The sequence below is a fragment of the Nocardioides pymetrozini genome, from assembly GCF_046058985.1.
Lineage (GTDB): Bacteria > Actinomycetota > Actinomycetes > Propionibacteriales > Nocardioidaceae > Nocardioides.
On the sequence record NZ_CP175556.1, the window covers coordinates 1,027,714 to 1,043,773 of the forward strand.

Sequence of the window (16,060 nt, forward strand, 5' to 3'; positions counted from 1 at the left end):
GGAGCGTGACCAGCACCGACGCCGCTCCCGCCGCTCCCGCCGCGCAGACCTTCACCTCGCTCGACCCCGCGACCGGCGCGGTCGTCGGGACCCACCCGATCCACACCGCCGAGGACGTCGCCGCGGCGGTCGCGACGGCTCGCCGGCAGGCCGAGTGGTGGCGCGCGCTGGGCTTCGACGGCCGCCGGAAGGCGCTGGCGCGCTGGCGCAAGCTGATGGCGCGCCGGATGGAGGAGCTCGCCGCGCTCATGTCGCGCGAGACGGGCAAGCCCAGCGGTGACGCGCTCCTCGAGACCGCGCTCGCCGTCGACCACCTCGCGTGGGCCGCCAGCCACGCCGAGAAGGTCCTCAAGCGGCGCAGCGTGTCCCCGGGACTGCTCATGGTCAACCAGGCGGCCAGCGTGGAGTACCGGCCGCTCGGCGTGATCGGCGTGATCGGCCCCTGGAACTACCCCGTCTTCACCCCGATGGGCTCGATCGCCTACGCCCTGGCCGCCGGCAACGCCGTCGTCTTCAAGCCCTCCGAGTACACCCCCGGCGTCGGGGAGTGGCTCGCCGCGACCTTCCGGGAGGCCGTCGGTCGGCCCGTGCTCCAGGTCGTGACGGGGTACGGCGAGACCGGCGCCGCCCTCACCAAGGCCGGTGTCGACAAGGTGGCCTTCACCGGCTCGACCGCCACCGGCAAGCGGGTGATGGCCGCCTGCGCCGAGACGCTCACGCCCGTCGTGATCGAGGCCGGCGGCAAGGACGCGCTGATCGTCGCCGACGACGCCGACGTGGCCGAGGCCGCCGAGGCGGCGCTGTGGGGAGCGGCCGCCAACGCCGGGCAGACCTGCGCCGGCGTCGAGCGCGTCTACGTCCACGACCGCGTGTACGACGAGTTCGTCGACGAGCTGGTCGCCCAGGCCCGCCAGCTCGAGGCCCGCCCCGGCGGGCAGGTCGGCCCGATCACCATGCCCTCGCAGGTCGACATCATCCGCCGCCACGTGGACGACGCCCTCGCCCGCGGTGGGCGCGCCCTGGTCGGGGGCCCCGTGCCGGAGGGTGCGCGCTTCGTGCAGCCGACCGTCCTGGTCGACGTACCGGAGGACTCGGCGGCGGTGCAGGAGGAGACCTTCGGCCCGACTGTGACCGTGACCCGGGTGGCGAGCATGGACGAGGCCGTGGAGCGCGCCAACGGCACCCGCTACGCCCTCGGCTCGACGGTCTTCTCCAAGGAGCACGGCATGGAGATCGCCGAGCGGCTGCGCGCCGGCATGACCGCCATCAACGGCGTCATCTCCTTCGCCGGCATCCCCACCCTGCCGTTTGGCGGGGTCGGCGACTCCGGCTTCGGCCGGATCCACGGCCCGGACGGCCTGCGCGAGTTCACCTACCCGCACGCCATCGCCCGCCAGCGGTTCAAGCCCGCCATCGCGCTGACCACCTTCCGCCGCACGGCGAAGGAGGAGAAGCAGCTCACGAAGGTCGTGCGGGCGCTGTACGGGCGCGGGAGGCGCTAGGGGGCCAGGTCGCCGCGACCGGTCGATGGCGTCGCCCGTTCGAGTGCACGGCGCGGTGGCTAGTCGGGCGCCACGACGCCGCCGACATCCCGTTCCACGGCTTGGCGACTAACCGCAATGGACTCCCACTCGCAGCGAGTGCGGCCGTTCCGCGAACGCGAGGACTGGGCCGTGCTCTCAGCTCAAACGCCCCCGGCGCGTTGGCGGATGACCTCTCTCGATGGTGAGAGCCGACAGCTCATGTCACCAAACATGTGGCGGGGTCACGTCGCTGCCGCTACCGTCTCGCTCACGGGTGGGACGTGCGCCACGTCTCGGGGAGCTCGAGAACGAGGGTGTCTGTCGCATGTCGCGTCTTGTCCGTTTGACTGTGCTGTCGCTGGTAGCTGCCTTGCTGCCGGCCCTAGGTCTTGCCGTCGCGGGGCCCGCGGTCGGGTCTTCCACACCCCCCTCGCGGGTGGCTCCGCCAGCCAGGACTGCGTCGGCGACAGTTGCTGCTGTGCCTCCGGGCACGGGTGGGCTGTTCGTGCCGACCGCCGGGCGGCTCGCTGACACCCGGAACAACGGCCCGTTCTGGGACTCGACGTCCTGGCGCCCCTACTCGCCGCTTGGGATCGCGGGAGTACCCGCGTCCGGGGTCAAGGCCGTCCAGATCAGCCTGACTGTGATCACCCCGAACTCCGCCGGCGCCGTCAACGTCAGGCCCACTGGGGGGGGCGTCGTCCTACACGGCACTGCTCTACGGGTCTGGAACCAGCAGCACGGCAACGAACACGGCGATCGTCGGGTTGAGCGCTGACGGCAAGTTCGACGTCAAGACCGAGACGAACGTCCACTACATCGTCGACATCCAGGGGTATTTCACGGCCGGACAGACGGCCGCAGGTGGCTTCATCCCGCTGCTTGAGCCCGCACGGGTTGTCGACTCACGGACAGGGCAGGGGATTCCGCAGGCGAAGTTGGCTCCGGGAACAACCACGACTGTCCCGATCGCGGGATCCGGTGGGATCCCAGCCGACGCAACCGCGGTCTTCTTGAACCTCACCGTCGTGCCCAACGCTGGCGCCCCCGAAGGTTTCGTGACCGCGTACGCGGCCGACCTGCCCCGGCCCGCGTCGAGCCTGAACTACGCCGCTAGCAAACCGACCGCGATCGGCGCGACGGTCGCGTTGGCGGCTTCCGGAGCCCACGCTGGGAAGATCAAGGTCTACGCCGGAGGAGGGGGAGCGCAGCCGATCGACATCCTGATCGATGTCGTCGGCTACTACACCCCGCCCACCGAGGCGAACGGCGTCGCTGGGTTCACCACCGCCTCGGCTCGTCTGGCGAGCGGGCTCGTCGTGCCCGCTGGTCAGGAACGGCCTCTGGTGATCGCCGGCGTCGGTGGAGTGCCGGCATTGGGCACCGGCATCGATGCAGTGGCTGCGAACGTCCAAGTCGTGCAGCCGAGTCAGGTCGATGGACACGTCGAGATGTGGTCCGACGATCTGGCCGACACCACCACCTCGCTCCTCAACTACTCCGGAGCCGGGATCCGATCGAACTTCGCAACTCTTCGGATCGGTGATGGCGGCGGCGTGAAGATCTACAACGCGAGCACCGCGCCGATCCAGGTGTACTTCGACGTCCAGGGCTGGTACTCGGCGCCGGATGCGGTCGTGGTCGGCGGGCAGTCCGTCACCTCCCGTGCTGTGGCTCTGCGGGCCTCGAACGTGGGGGCGGCGGCTGGGCGGCCGTGGGTGCGGTACCAGTACAAGGCCCCAGGGGACGGGTATGTGGAGGTCCCGCCCGCTCACGCGACGGACGCCAACGATCAACGCCCGAACCAGTCGACTAAACCCGACGGGGAATGGCCGGTCCAGGCCAGCGGTTCGAGCTTCGTCACCTATACCTGGGACATGCGCGCCACCCTGGGTGCGGCGTCATCGACCAAGACAGTCCTCGTGCGGGCCTGCTATGGCGAGACAGCAACGGCGCCGTCCACCATCTGTGGTGCGCCGTGGTCCGTGACGTTGAGCACCGGCGAGTTCGCGTACACGACGGCGTCGGCGCCTCTGGGACCGGGTTCGCTGTCGCTGTCGACGGGGAACTTCCAGCTCGGTGCGGCCGACGCGTCGATCACTACCGCGCTCGGCCAGCTTTCGGTGGGTCGCTCGCTGGCAGCTATGTCACCGAACGCGATGCCAGACCAGACCGCGAACAGCATCTTCGGACCAGGCTGGGTCGCGGACCTCTCCGGTCCCGACGCCGGCGCAGCGGGCCTCACCGTCGACGACGACCAGGCCCCTGCTTACCTGAAGTTCAGCACTGGTGACGGCTCGATCCTGGTGTACCAAGCAGTGTCACCCACCAGCGCGTATCCGATCACCTACACCGGCACCGGTGACACCGGTGGCGACGGCACGGTAGTCACCCGCACCTCGTCGACCGAGATCGTGATGACCGACGCCAGCGGGGTCAGGACGACTTGGACGCGGCCTGCGCCAGCCTCTGAAGAGGACGATCCCGACTGGCAGATCGCATCGGTCGTCGAACTCGGGGCAGTCGCGACCACGACCTACCGCGACCCCAATCAGGATGGCCGGATCGACCGGATCGTGGCTCCGCGCGGCAAGGGAGTCGCTTCGTGCGAGGAGTCCGTCGTGGACACCACTCCAGGGTGCCGCTCGCTGATCCTCACCTACGACCACCCAGGTGGCGGTGCGGACGCGGGGCAGCGACGGCTGATGAAGATCGAGCTCTCCGCAGCAACCACCAGCGGCGCCACGAACAAGACCCAGATCGCTTCCTTCGCCTACGCCGGGTCCGAGGGCCGTCTGGTCGAGGCGTGGAACACCCAGGTCGAACCCGCCCTCAAGACCAAGTACTCCTACTACGCATCCGGAGACCAGGTCGGCAGGCTCAAGACCATCGAGCCGCCGGGTGAGAACCCATGGACGCTCGTCTACGACTCCGAGCACCGCGTCTCGAAGCTGCAGCGCACCGTGCCGGTCGGCAACCCGGTCAGCGGGGTCACCAACCAGACCGCGACCACCACCGTCGTCTACGGAGTGCCAAACTCCGGCAACGGCCTGCCGTCGCTGACCGCTGCCGCCACCGCGACCTGGGGCCAGACCACCTCGCGCCCGATCAACGGCGAGGCCACCGCGATCTTCCCGCCCTCGCACGAACCGGCCGGCACCACACCGGCCACCGTGGCCGAGGGCGACTGGAAGCACGCCACTATCAGCTACCTCGGCGTCAACGGCCGCATCACCAACACCGCCGTCAACGGCGCAGGCGGCAAATGGCTCGTCGACTCCGTCCAGTACACACCGCAAGGTGCGACGTTCTGGTCACTCGACGCCCGCAGCCGCGCCCACGCCTTGGCCCCCTCCGCGGACACGGACTCCTATGTCGCAGGCAAGGCAGCCAGCGCTGAGCGGGCCGACCTTCTCGCCTCCCTCACCGTCTACGACCCCTTGGACCCGGTCAAGGTCACCGACACCTACGGCCCGACCCATCCCGTCCAACTCCCCTCGGGCACAACGATCCACGCCCGCGAGCACACCACCACCACCTACGACCAAGGCGCACCCCACAACAACATCTCTCCCGCGGGAGGCCCCTATCGGCTCCCGACCACGGTCAAGACCGCGCCCTACGACGTCGAGGCCAACACCGATACCGGCGACGTCGCCGCCGGGGCGGTCAGCATCACCCGCTACGGATATGACGCCACAGGGTCGATGAGAGACCAGACCATCGCAGGCACCAAGTGGCCCGAGGCGCCCACCGGCGCTGACGTGCCCTTGAACGGCTGGAACCTGGGCCAGGCGACGACTACGACCACCCAGATGAACAACGCAGCCTCCTCGAGCGACCTCGTCACCACCATGGTGTACGACGCGGAGGGCCGCGTTCTCGAGGAACGTCTGCCCGGCGACACCACCGGCACCACGCCTCGGACCACCAAGACCCTCTACTGGGGAGCGACCAACAGCGCGACGACCTGCGCAGGGCTGAAGTGGGCCGGGCTGCCGTGCCGCACCAAGGCGGGCACCGAGTATCCGTCCACGGCCTACACCTACAACACGTACGGCCAGGTGACCGGGACCGTCGAGAACTTCACGTCACTGGGTCCGCTGCGGGTAACGACCCTCGACTACGACGCGGCGGGACGCCTGACCAAGAAGGCGATCACGACCAACGCAGGAGCCGCCCAGGACCTTCCGAACCAGACCCCTGTCGAACCGGTGACCTACGCGTACTCGCCCACCACCGGTGCCCTCCTCACCGAGACCACCGGCACGGGTGACAGCCAGAAGGTGCTCACCACCAGCTACGACGCGGTCGGTCAGATCAGGTCCTACACCGACTCCACCGGCGCGGTGACGTACTACGGCTACGACAAGTCAGGCCGTCTCGCATCGACGGTCGACCCCAAGGGCGCCACCACCATGTCCTACGGGGCCATCGACGAACACCGCGACCTCGTCACCACCAAGCGCGCGGCCTCCGCACCGACTTCCACCGACACCCTCGGCTCGAGCGGCTCAACAGACGGCGGCGGACACCTTGACTTGGCCGGCGCCTCGGGCGTCTTGACCTTCACCGGCAGCTACAACAGCGGCGGAGGGCTGGTCACCCAAGGTCTCCCCGGCGGACTGGATGCAACCACCACCTACGACAACGCCGGCAACCCCATAAGCCTGACCTACACGAAGGGCACGGCCACCTGGGCCACGTTCACCAACACCATCGGAGCCTTCGGCCGAGTGACAGGTGCGATGAACGAGGTCAACGGCACTATCGCCTCGACACAGGACTACACCTTCGACCCCGCCGGCCGACTGACCCAGGTCAAGGACACTCTCGGCGCCGGTAGCAGCGCCGCGTGCACAACCAGGCTCTACGGGTTCGACAACCACTCGAACCGCACCACCCTGACCACACGCGGCCCGGGCGCCGACGGAGCGTGCGCAACCAGCGGCGGCACCACAGTGACCTCCACCTACGACGCCTCCGACCGCATCACCAACCAGTCCAACATCACCAACGGCACCTACACCTACGACGCTGCGGGACGCACGCTTACCGTTCCGGGCAGCGACGCCCAAGGCACCGCCACGCACACCACCGCCACCGGTCAGCTCAGCGTCAAGTACCACGCCAACGACATGGTCGCCTCCCTCGACCAAGGCACCGGCGGCGATCAGCAGACCACCACCTTCACCCTCGACCCCGCGGGCCACCGGATCGCCACCCAAGCCACCACAGTGGTAGCGGACGCACCCGCGCTCCCGATCACGACAACGATGTCGAACCACTACGGCGGTCCTGGAGACAGCCCTTCCTGGTCGACGAGTGACGACGGCACCACGACCACGTGGTCACGCAACGTGTCAGGACTCGGCGGGCTCGGCGTGACGGTGACCGGCACGGGCACGTCTACAACGGGCACTGCGACAGTGCTAATCGCCAACCTCCACGGCGACATCGTCGCCACGACGCCCGCAGACGGCACCGCCTCGAGCATCACCAACTACACCGAGACCACCGAATACGGCATCCCCCGTGATGCCTCCTCCGCCAAGGCGCCCTACGGGTGGCACGGCGCTGACCAGCGATCCGCCGATGCTCTCGGCGGACTCATCCTCATGGGCGTCCGGCTCTACAACCCCGCGAGCGGATCGTTCCTCACACCCGATCCCATCCCAGGCGGTAACGCCACCTTGTACACCTACCCGCGAGATCCTCTGAACGGCTCTGACCTTTCGGGCAAGTGGCCGAACTTGTGCAACGAATGGTGCAGAGGAAAGGTGGTCTCGGTCGGGATGAAGATCCTCGACGTGGCCCTCGGTGCTGCATGCGCGGCCGCCACCACTCTCAAGGTCGGGTGCGATATTTTGGCTGGCGGCATCTCCGGCGGCATCAGGTACCTAGCCGAGCAGCTCTATGTGAAGAAGGCCTCCGTGAGCTGGTCGGGCGCAGGGACCGCTGCACTAAATGGCGCCTTGTCGAGTATCGGCGGCGGGTACTTTAGCTCCGGGGTGGTCAAGATTCTGAAGAAAATCCTCGGCCTTGGCACTGGAAAGCACATGATCGAAACGGTCAAACGAAAACTCGGCGGAGTAGGCTTGGGTGTGATTGCCGGATACGTCTGGGATATGTGGAACTCGTTTACCACCAGTCTTGCCCGACGCCTAGCATGATCGTCGCTGACGTCACCAGAAGCCACCGTCAGAAGAGGGCCTTTCGATGAGCTCGCACGGGGAACCTCGTCACGCTGGCAGCAGCGGACCGCTGTGGACAGGCAGGCGTTATAGGCGTCGACCACCGAGAGTCATCGGAGGATCGCTGTTCCTGCTAGTCGTCTTCACCCTGCTGGCCGGCGTTTCCATCCGCGAGGACGCCGGTTCTCCTTGGATTTGTCTGCTCGGAGCGATCCTTACCATTTTCGCGGTGGGCTTCAGAAACCCCTTTGGGGTTATTCCCGCTGGAATAGGCCTTGTCGCAAGTCTAACCGCTTTCAGGAACTGGTGGCTGGATGGCGCCCTCGGTCTTCTCAATGTCCTCGGCGTGATATTCACATTCTGGGTGTTTTGGCTGCGAGACGATGAATCCATCGACCTGAATTAGTGCACAGCCACACACCACGGCAGCATTCCCAGGGGTCATCGTCCGGGTGTCGTACTTGTCCCGTTCCAGGCTTCTGGATAGCGGGTCGCGGGGTCGGGGTCTCGCGGCGAGCAGCGGGGAGATCGGGCCACCTGTAACACCACCACCCAGACCGAGGGCTGCAGGGCGCTCAAGGCGGCCTACACAGGCACGGCACCTCCGACCAGGGGATCCACCGTTGAGCGTGTCATCGGTGCCGCCACCCCCGGCGCGGTCTCGACCAAGGTTCTGGCCAACTACACCTGCACCGCAGCAAGCTCACGGCTGTGTGTGGCCCAGACCCCGACGGAGCCGGGTCGGCCGCATCGCTGTGCAGCGAGTACACGTACACCATCGCCGCCGGCCGCACCATGCTCGCAACCCTCAAGCCCGCCGGACTGATCGAGAGGTACTCGCGGCCGACATCCTCATGTTCGGCCAGGACATGTGCAGCCTCGTCGAGGACGACGACAGGGCCTTGGAGCGCTTCTGGTTCGGACCGGCCGGCAGCCGGTCCGACCGATCCGGCCGCTGGCACAGCGTCTCTTCGGCGGCGAGCCACCCCACCCCATCACCGGGAACTCGATGTGACCTCCGCCCAGACGCCGCCGAGTGAGACCTTGACCCAAGCACGTTGAAGGGCCCCGCGGTCTCAACGGCTGCAATCGCATCCGTCGCTGCCACAGTCTCCGGGACCATCGTTCATGGAGAGCAGGCCCTGGCTCACATCTCGGGAGGGGAACCTATGTGGCCATCGCCAGGCGCAATAACGCTGAGGTCGATCCGCTGACTGTGGAGGTCGACCTCGCTCTACTCGCACCGTTCGTCGAGGTCGAGCGCTACCTGCTCGACTTCCGTGTCAACGGCGGCGTGAAACTACAGCATGGGGCTGGTCTACGAGGCCAAGCGAGGGGAGCGGGTCCACATCGTTCATAGTCCCGGGCTCGATCGCGGCGGCGGGATGCTCAACTTCGTCGAGGACATCGCGAGCCAGGTACGACGACGCGACCCGGATGCTGTCGCGCTCTTCACGGCCTGGCACAGCGACGCCGACTCCCTCGCCACGCCCCAGCGCCTGATCCGACACGTCATGGCCCCAACGACGACAGCGTGCCGTGCGGGGTCTTTCTCCTCGACGAGGACGGCAACTTCCAGAATCTCAGCTCGCACAGCGACCAGATCTACGCCAGGTCCTCGATGATGCCACCCGTAGACGGATCAGGTGGTGACACGAACAGTTAGTTACAGCGCGCCGTCAGCGCACGCCGCCGCCCGCACCAGAGATCGCCCCGCCAGGCGGCCCCGTGGGCGCGGTCCGGGCGCGGACGGCGCTCGCGGCGCAGGCGACCACGGCGAGGCCGCCGACGACGGTCAGCCAGGTGATCTCCTCGCCGAGGAGCAGCCCGGCCCAGGCGATGGAGAGCACCGGCTGCACGAGCTGGACCTGGCTGACCTGCGCCATCGGGCCGATGGCCAGCCCGCGGTACCAGGCGAAGAAGCCGAGGAACATGCTCACGCCCGCGAGATAGGCGAAGCACAGCCACGGCGTCGGGCCGGCCGACGGCGGCTCGCGGACCGCGCTCACCGCGGTGAGTGTGGCCATCGCCGGGGCGGCGAGCACCAGCGCCCACGAGATGGTCTGCCACGAGCCGAGCTCGCGCGAGATCACGCCGCCCTCGGCGTACCCGGTCGCACAGGCCACGACGGCGAGCACCAGCAGGAGATCCGCCTGGTGCAGCCGTCCCGCGCCCCCGCCCTGGACCACGGCGAAGCCGACGGCGGCCACCGCGCCGAGCGCGGCGAAGGCCCAGAACCGCGGGCTCACGCGCTCCCGGGTCCGGAGCACGACGATCACGGCGGTCGTCGCGGGCAGCATCGCGATCACGACGGCCCCGTGGCTGGCGGGCACCTCGGTCAGGGCATAGGACGTCAGCAGCGGGAAGCCAGCGACCACGCCGCCCGCGACGACGGCGAGCCGCCACCACTGCCCGCCGCGTGGCAGGCGCTGCCGCGTCAGCGCGAGCGCCGTCGCCGCGAGTGCCGCCGCGACGACGGCACGCCCGGCGCCGATGAAGAGCGGGTCGAGGCCGTCGACGGCGACCCGGGTGAGCGGGACGGTGAAGGAGAAGGCGAGGACGCCGAGCAGGCCCCAGGCCAGTCCGGCAGTGCGCCGCGGCGGGGATAGCAGCTCCGGCGGGGAGACGATAGCGCTACTCTGTGCTGACATGAGCAACGATAGCAGTGCCCGGATCGCGACGGGCCTGCGTGCCTGGATCCGGGACGCCGCGCCCGGCGCCCAGCTCCCCGCGACGCGCTCCCTCGTCCGTGAGTACGGCGCGAGCCCGGTCACCGTGCAGCGGGCGCTGCGCCGGCTGGCTGCCGAGGGGCTCGTCGAGAGCCGCCCCGGGGTCGGGACCTTCGTGCGCGCGGTGCGGCCGGCCCGCGGGCCCGACTTCGGCTGGCAGACCGCCGCGCTGCGCACGCCGCGCGCCGAGCTCGCGCGGGTCGCCGGTCCGCTGCAGACGGCGCCGCCGGAGGTGCAGGCCCTGCACGCCGGCTATCCCGGCCCGGACCTGCTGCCCGAGCGGCTCGTGCGCACCGCGCTCGGCCGGGCGGCCCGGGGCGCCGCGGCCACCGCGCGTCCGCCCGCGGCCGGGATGCCCGAGCTCCGCTCGTGGTTCGCGAGCGAGCTGGCCGACGCCACCCCCGGCCACCTCAGTGCGGTGACCGCGAGGGACGTCGTCGTGGCGCCCGGCTCGCAGAGTGCGCTCGCCTCGATCTTCCGGGCGCTGGTCGCGCCCGGACGTCCCCTGCTCATCGAGTCGCCCACCTACTGGGGGGCGCTCCAGGCCGCGCACCAGGCAGGCGTCGAGCTCGTCCCCGTCCCGAGCGGCGCCGACGGGCCGGACCCGGACGTCGTCGACCGCTCGCTGCGCGAGACCGGCGCCCGCGCGTTCTACGCCCAGCCGAGCTTCGCGAACCCGACCGGCGCCCACTGGGACGTCGACCGGGCCGAACAGGTCCTCGCGGCGGTCCGCGCCCACGGAGCCTTCCTGGTCGAGGACGACTGGGCCCACGACTTCGGCATCGACGCGGAGGTACGGCCCCTCGCGGCGCACGACGACGGCGGCCACGTGGTCTACCTGCGCTCGCTCACCAAGAGCGTGTCACCGGCCCTGCGGGTCGCGGCCGTGATCGCCCGCGGGCCTGCCCGCGACCGGATCCTCGGCGACCGCGCCGCGGAGTCGATGTACGTCAGCGGCCTGCTGCAGCAGGCCGCGCTCGAGGTGGTCAGCGACCCGGGCTGGCGCACCCACCTGCGCCGGCTGGGCGGGCAGCTGCGCGAGCGGCGCGACCTGCTCGTCGCCGCCCTGCGCGAGCACGCCCCGTCGCTCGCGCTGGACGTCGTGCCGCGCGGCGGGCTGCACCTGTGGGGACGCCTGCCCGACGGCACCGACACCGCCCGGCTGGTCCGCGACTGCGCGGCCGAGGGCGTGTGGGTGGCGGCCGGCGACGAGTGGTTCCCGGCCGAGCCGGCCGCGGCGTACCTGCGGCTGACCTTCATCGGACCCGACCCGGCCGGCTACCCGACCGCCGCCGCGGTCGTCGAGCGCGCTGTCGGACTGCAGCACGGCTGACCGGGGTACCGCCCCGGGGGTGGGAGCCGAGGAGTGGGTGCCGGAGCGGCCGACGCTGCCGCGGCTGCGTGCCGCGGTCCAGGAGTGTCGTGGGTGCGAGCTGTATCGCGACGCCACCCAGGGCGTGATGGGCGACGGGGACCCCGAGGCCGAGCTGGTCCTGCTCGGCGAGCAGCCCGGCGACCAGGAGGACCAGGCCGGAGAGCCCTTCGTCGGTCCGGCCGGGCGGGTGCTCGACGACGCCCTCGCGGACGCGGGCATCGGACCGGAGCGGGTCTACACGACGAATGTCGTCAAGCACTTCCGGTGGTCCGGGATGCGCGGCAAGCGGCGCATCCACCAGTCGCCGAAGCAGGCGCACGTCGCGGCCTGCCGGCCCTGGCTCGACGCGGAGCTGCGCATGCTGCGCCCGCGCGGCGTCGTGCTGCTCGGCGGCACGGCGGGCAAGGCGCTCTACGGGCCGTCCTTCAAGGTCGGGGAGGCGCGGGGTCGTCAGCTCGCCTGGCCCGAGGACCGACCCGTCGCCGTGCCGCCGCGGTGGGTGTTGGCGACCACCCACCCCTCGGCGGTGCTGCGGGCGCGTGACGAGCGCCAGGCGGCGTACGACGCCCTGGTGGCCGACCTGCGGACGGCGGCCGAGCTGCTCGGGTGACCTGCCGGCCGATCTCAGCGGACGAGGGCGGCGTAGGCCACCGCGATCGCCGCGCCCAGGCGGGCGTTGTCGCGTACGAGCGCGATGTTGGTCTCGAGCGAGGCGCCGCCGGACAGCTCGACGATCCGGCCGAGCAGGTAGGGCGTGATGTCCTTGCCGTGCACGCCCCGGGCGTCCGCGTCCGCGAGCGCCTGCCGGATGGTCCGCTCGATCTCGGCCTGCGGGATCTCGTCCTCGACGGGCACGGGGTTGGCGACCGAGACCGCTCCCTCCAGCCCGAGCTCCCACTTGGCCCGCATCATCGCGGCGATCTCGGCGGGCTCGTCGAGGCGCATGGGGGCGGCGAAGCCGCTGGACCGTGAGAAGAAGGAGGGGAACTCGTCGGAGCGGTAGGCCACGACGGGGACGCCGAGCGTCTCGAGGACCTCGAGGGTGCGCCCGATGTCGAGCAGCGACTTCACGCCGGCGCTGACGATGGCGACGTCGGTGCGGCTCATCTCGGTCAGGTCGGCGGAGACGTCCATCGAGGACTCTGCCCCGCGGTGCACGCCGCCGAGACCGCCGGTCACGAACACCGGGATGCCCGCGAGGGCGGCGAGGCGCATGGTCGCGGCCACCGTCGTCGCGCCGTGCGCGCGACGGGCCGCGACGTAGCCGAGGTCGCGGATGCTGACCTTGCTGACCGAGGGGTCGGAGGCGAGGACGTCCAGCTCGGCCGCGGACAGGCCGATGCGCGGGACGCCGTCGAGCACCGCGATCGTGGCGGGCGTGGCGCCGCCGTCCCGCACGATCTGCTCGACCTCGCGCGCCATCTCGACGTTGCGCGGGTACGGCATCCCGTGGCTGATGATCGTCGACTCCAGCGCGACGACGGGACGGCCCTCGGCCAGGGCCTCGCGGACCTCGGGGGCGACGGACAGCAGGGGGTGGGGGGTCACGGGGCGGTCTCCGTTCGGGCGGTGCGGGCGCCGTGGATCGCGGCGGCGAGGTCGGGGCGGACGTTGTCGGCATGGGCGACGGTGAGCGCGGCGGCGAGATGGCCGAGCTCCGCCGCCTCGACCGGCGAGGCGCCGGCGGTGCGCGCGTCGACGTACGCGGCGGTCATGGCGTCTCCGGCGCCGGTCACGTCGACGACCTCGGCGGGCCGGGCGTCGAGCGTCGTCACGGTCCCCTCGTCGCTGAGCAGGCTGCCGCGCGCGCCGCGGCGGACCCACACCCGGCGTACCCCGCGCTCGTGCAGCAGCGCTGCGGCGCGGGCGATGGCGGGCCGGTTGTTCGCGACCGGGGCGCCGGTGAGCGCGGCGAGCTCGGCCAGGTTCGGCGTGAGCGTGTCGACGGGGGAGCCGTCGAGGAGGGGGACCAGCCGGTCGGCCTTCGCGACGCTCACGGGGTCGACGAGGACAGGGACCTCCTGCTGCGCGGCCGCCCGCAGCGCCCAGCGCACGACCTCGGCCGGGAGGTTGCCGTCGACGACGAGGAAGTCGGCGCGGGGGACCAGGTCGCGGGCCCGCCCCAGGGCTTCCACCGTGAGCGCGTCGGTGGCGCGCAGGTCGGAGGCCCCGACCACGAGCTCGCCGTCGTGGTCGAGCGTGGCGAGATAGGTGCCGGTGGGCTGCGGGCCGCGCACGACGTGGTCGACGTACACGCCGGCGTCGGCGGTGTGCGCGAGGAGCTCGCGGCCGAAGACGTCGTCGCCGACCGCCGCGACGAGGAAGGTACGGCGACCCAGCCGGGCCAGCCCCTCGGCGATGTTGCGCCCGACGCCCCCGGGGGAGGTGTGGATCGTGGACGGGTTGCTGGTGTGCAGGGCCGCGGCCCGGTCGGTGACGGCCTTGACGTCCATCACGGCGCCGCCGAGCACGACGACCTGCGGCTCGTCCCGCACGATGTAGCCGCGTCCGGCGATCGCGCCCTTGCGCGTGAGCGAGGACAGCGCCATGGCGACCGAGGCGCGGGTGCTGCCGAGGCGCTCGGCGATCGCCTGCGCGTCGAGGAGCGGCTGCACGCGCACCAGCTCCAGGACCTCGCGCTCGCGAGGCGTCAGCGTCGTCATAGTTAGAAAACTAAACGACACTTATATGACTAAGCAAACGGGTCGCGGCTCGTGCGGTCGTGGTTGAGGACCGCGATCTTCTGCCAGATCTTCCGCTCCAGCGACACGGTGAGCGTCTCGACCGTGCTGACCGTGTCGAGGACGACGGGGTCGCGCGAGGCCTCGGCGCAGAGCGCCGCCGCCTTGCCGACCAGGCTGAGCAGCTCCGAGCAGTAGTCGAGATAGTGCTCGAGCTGGTCGGGAGTGAGGTCCATCGCGACGCTGGCGTCGGTGGGCGTGAATCCCGCGCGCAGCCGCTCGGGGTCCTTGGTGAGCTGGTGCATGTCGACGATGTGGGCCAGGGACCGCAGCCGGTGGAGCAGCTCGAGCAGCCGGGCGCGCTGGAGCCGCTCGGGCACCGAGTAGAGGAACCAGATCGCCAGGGCCGCGAACACGAGGTCGTTGACCGCGCTCTCCAGCAGCGGGATCCAGGCCAGCCCGTCGTCAGGCGCGTCCTCCGCGGCGGCACGGACCGCGAGCACGAGCACCGTCCCGGTGACGGCAAGGACCGCGGCGATCCCGACCCGCGAGAGCGGGCGCAGCCACGACCGTCGCCCGCGGGCGGTGGCGGTGGAGCTGGCCACCTCCTCGACCAGGGCGGCCAGCTCGCCGGCGACGCGGTGCAGTCCGCGGCCGGGGAAGCGGGCGTCGATCCGCTGTTCGAGACGGCGCACCGTGGCGAGCACCGGTGCGGCCTGGACCTTCTCGAAGGAGGACGCCACGGGCCGCAGCATAGGCCCTCGTCGCGCCCTCAGCCCGGCGTCGGAAGCGGCGTGCCGACGGCCAGCTCGGCGTAGGAGTGCATCAGGCGCAGGGCCGAGGACCGGTCGACGGCCGGGTCCCGGGCGACGATCCGGTAGCCGAGGTAGTCCTCCATCGCCATGATGGTCGTGGCGACGTCGTGCGCCGGGGCGGCCAGGGTGAACACCCCGGCGACGGCGCCGTCCTCGAGCAGCTCGGCGTACAGGTCGACCTGGCGGTGGAAGATGCCCGCCACCTCGAGCCGCTGGTCCAGCTCGAAGCCGGCGGCCAGGAAGGCGCGCCAGATCGCCCGCCACTCCGCGTCCTCGCGCCCCTGGGGGAGGCCCGCCTCGATCACGCGCACCAGCCGCTCCCGAGGGTCCGCGATGGTAGCGGCGGTGGCGCGGCGGTCCTCGTTGAACCGTACGTCGGAGCGCAGGGCGAGCTCGAGGACCAGTGCCTCGACGTCCTTGAAGTAGTAGCGCACGGCGTTGGCCGTGACTCCGAGCTCCGCGGCGATGTCCGTCAGGCGCAGGGTGGCCGGGTCGTGGCGCTCGATGAAGGCGATGGCCGCTGCGAGGATGTCCTCGCGGCGCTCGGCACGGCGGACGGGGCGTGCCATCGCCTCCCCCTCCTGTTCGTCGACGCGCGGGCCGCGTCGGTCCGGGGCCATTGTGCCCGAGCCGCGCGAGCCGGTCCGCCCGACCCGGATGTGCCCCAGATCACCCGAGGGCCTTGCGCCAACAGAGGCCGAGGAGCATTCTTTGCGTCGACGGAAAAAAACTCCGACGGACAG

Annotated in this window: 9 protein-coding genes; 4 read left to right on the forward strand and 5 right to left on the reverse strand. The window is 70.7% G+C overall.

Going from position 1 to position 16,060, the window contains the following annotated elements:
- Window positions 1–5 precede the first annotated feature (5 nt).
- Together ACJ5H2_RS05010 and ACJ5H2_RS05015 are read left to right on the forward strand one after the other, a co-directional pair.
- The gene (locus ACJ5H2_RS05010) at window positions 6–1,502 is read left to right on the forward strand and encodes an aldehyde dehydrogenase family protein (protein WP_408898471.1); all 1,497 of its coding nucleotides are present in this window, start codon (window positions 6–8) and stop codon (window positions 1,500–1,502) included.
- 788 nt (window positions 1,503–2,290) lie between these two features.
- Window positions 2,291–7,696: an RHS repeat-associated core domain-containing protein gene (locus tag ACJ5H2_RS05015; protein ID WP_408898472.1), complete on the forward strand. Its 5,406-nt coding sequence runs from the start codon at window positions 2,291–2,293 to the stop codon at window positions 7,694–7,696.
- Window positions 7,697–9,396: 1,700 nt separating this feature from the next.
- Here ACJ5H2_RS05015 and ACJ5H2_RS05020 read toward each other — a convergent pair.
- Window positions 9,397–10,368, reverse strand: a complete 972-nt coding sequence (locus tag ACJ5H2_RS05020) for a DMT family transporter (protein ID WP_408898473.1) — start codon at window positions 10,366–10,368, stop codon at window positions 9,397–9,399.
- Here ACJ5H2_RS05020 and ACJ5H2_RS05025 point away from each other — a divergent pair.
- Together ACJ5H2_RS05025 and ACJ5H2_RS05030 are read left to right on the forward strand one after the other, a co-directional pair.
- Window positions 10,367–11,779 (forward strand): PLP-dependent aminotransferase family protein, encoded by a 1,413-nt coding sequence (locus ACJ5H2_RS05025; RefSeq protein ID WP_408898474.1) that lies wholly within the window; start codon window positions 10,367–10,369, stop codon window positions 11,777–11,779. The two genes, ACJ5H2_RS05020 and ACJ5H2_RS05025, sit on opposite strands and share 2 nt — an antisense overlap.
- 19 nt (window positions 11,780–11,798) lie before the next feature.
- Window positions 11,799–12,431, forward strand: a complete 633-nt coding sequence (locus ACJ5H2_RS05030; protein WP_408898475.1) for a UdgX family uracil-DNA binding protein — start codon at window positions 11,799–11,801, stop codon at window positions 12,429–12,431.
- A gap of 14 nt (window positions 12,432–12,445) precedes the next feature.
- On the opposite strand, the gene ACJ5H2_RS05035 is transcribed toward ACJ5H2_RS05030, so the two are convergent.
- From ACJ5H2_RS05035 to ACJ5H2_RS05050, 4 genes are read right to left on the reverse strand one after another with little or no spacing between them, the layout of a single operon-like run.
- The gene (locus tag ACJ5H2_RS05035) at window positions 12,446–13,369 is read right to left on the reverse strand and encodes a pseudouridine-5'-phosphate glycosidase (RefSeq protein WP_408898476.1); all 924 of its coding nucleotides are present in this window, start codon (window positions 13,367–13,369) and stop codon (window positions 12,446–12,448) included.
- Window positions 13,366–14,484, reverse strand: a complete 1,119-nt coding sequence (locus ACJ5H2_RS05040; protein WP_408898477.1) for a PfkB family carbohydrate kinase — start codon at window positions 14,482–14,484, stop codon at window positions 13,366–13,368. The genes ACJ5H2_RS05035 and ACJ5H2_RS05040 overlap by 4 nt, the downstream gene beginning before the upstream one ends.
- Before the next feature lie 29 nt (window positions 14,485–14,513).
- Window positions 14,514–15,245: a hypothetical protein gene (locus ACJ5H2_RS05045; protein WP_408898478.1), complete on the reverse strand. Its 732-nt coding sequence runs from the start codon at window positions 15,243–15,245 to the stop codon at window positions 14,514–14,516.
- Between the two features lie 29 nt (window positions 15,246–15,274).
- Window positions 15,275–15,886 (reverse strand): TetR/AcrR family transcriptional regulator, encoded by a 612-nt coding sequence (locus ACJ5H2_RS05050; RefSeq protein ID WP_408898479.1) that lies wholly within the window; start codon window positions 15,884–15,886, stop codon window positions 15,275–15,277.
- Window positions 15,887–16,060: the final 174 nt, after the last annotated feature.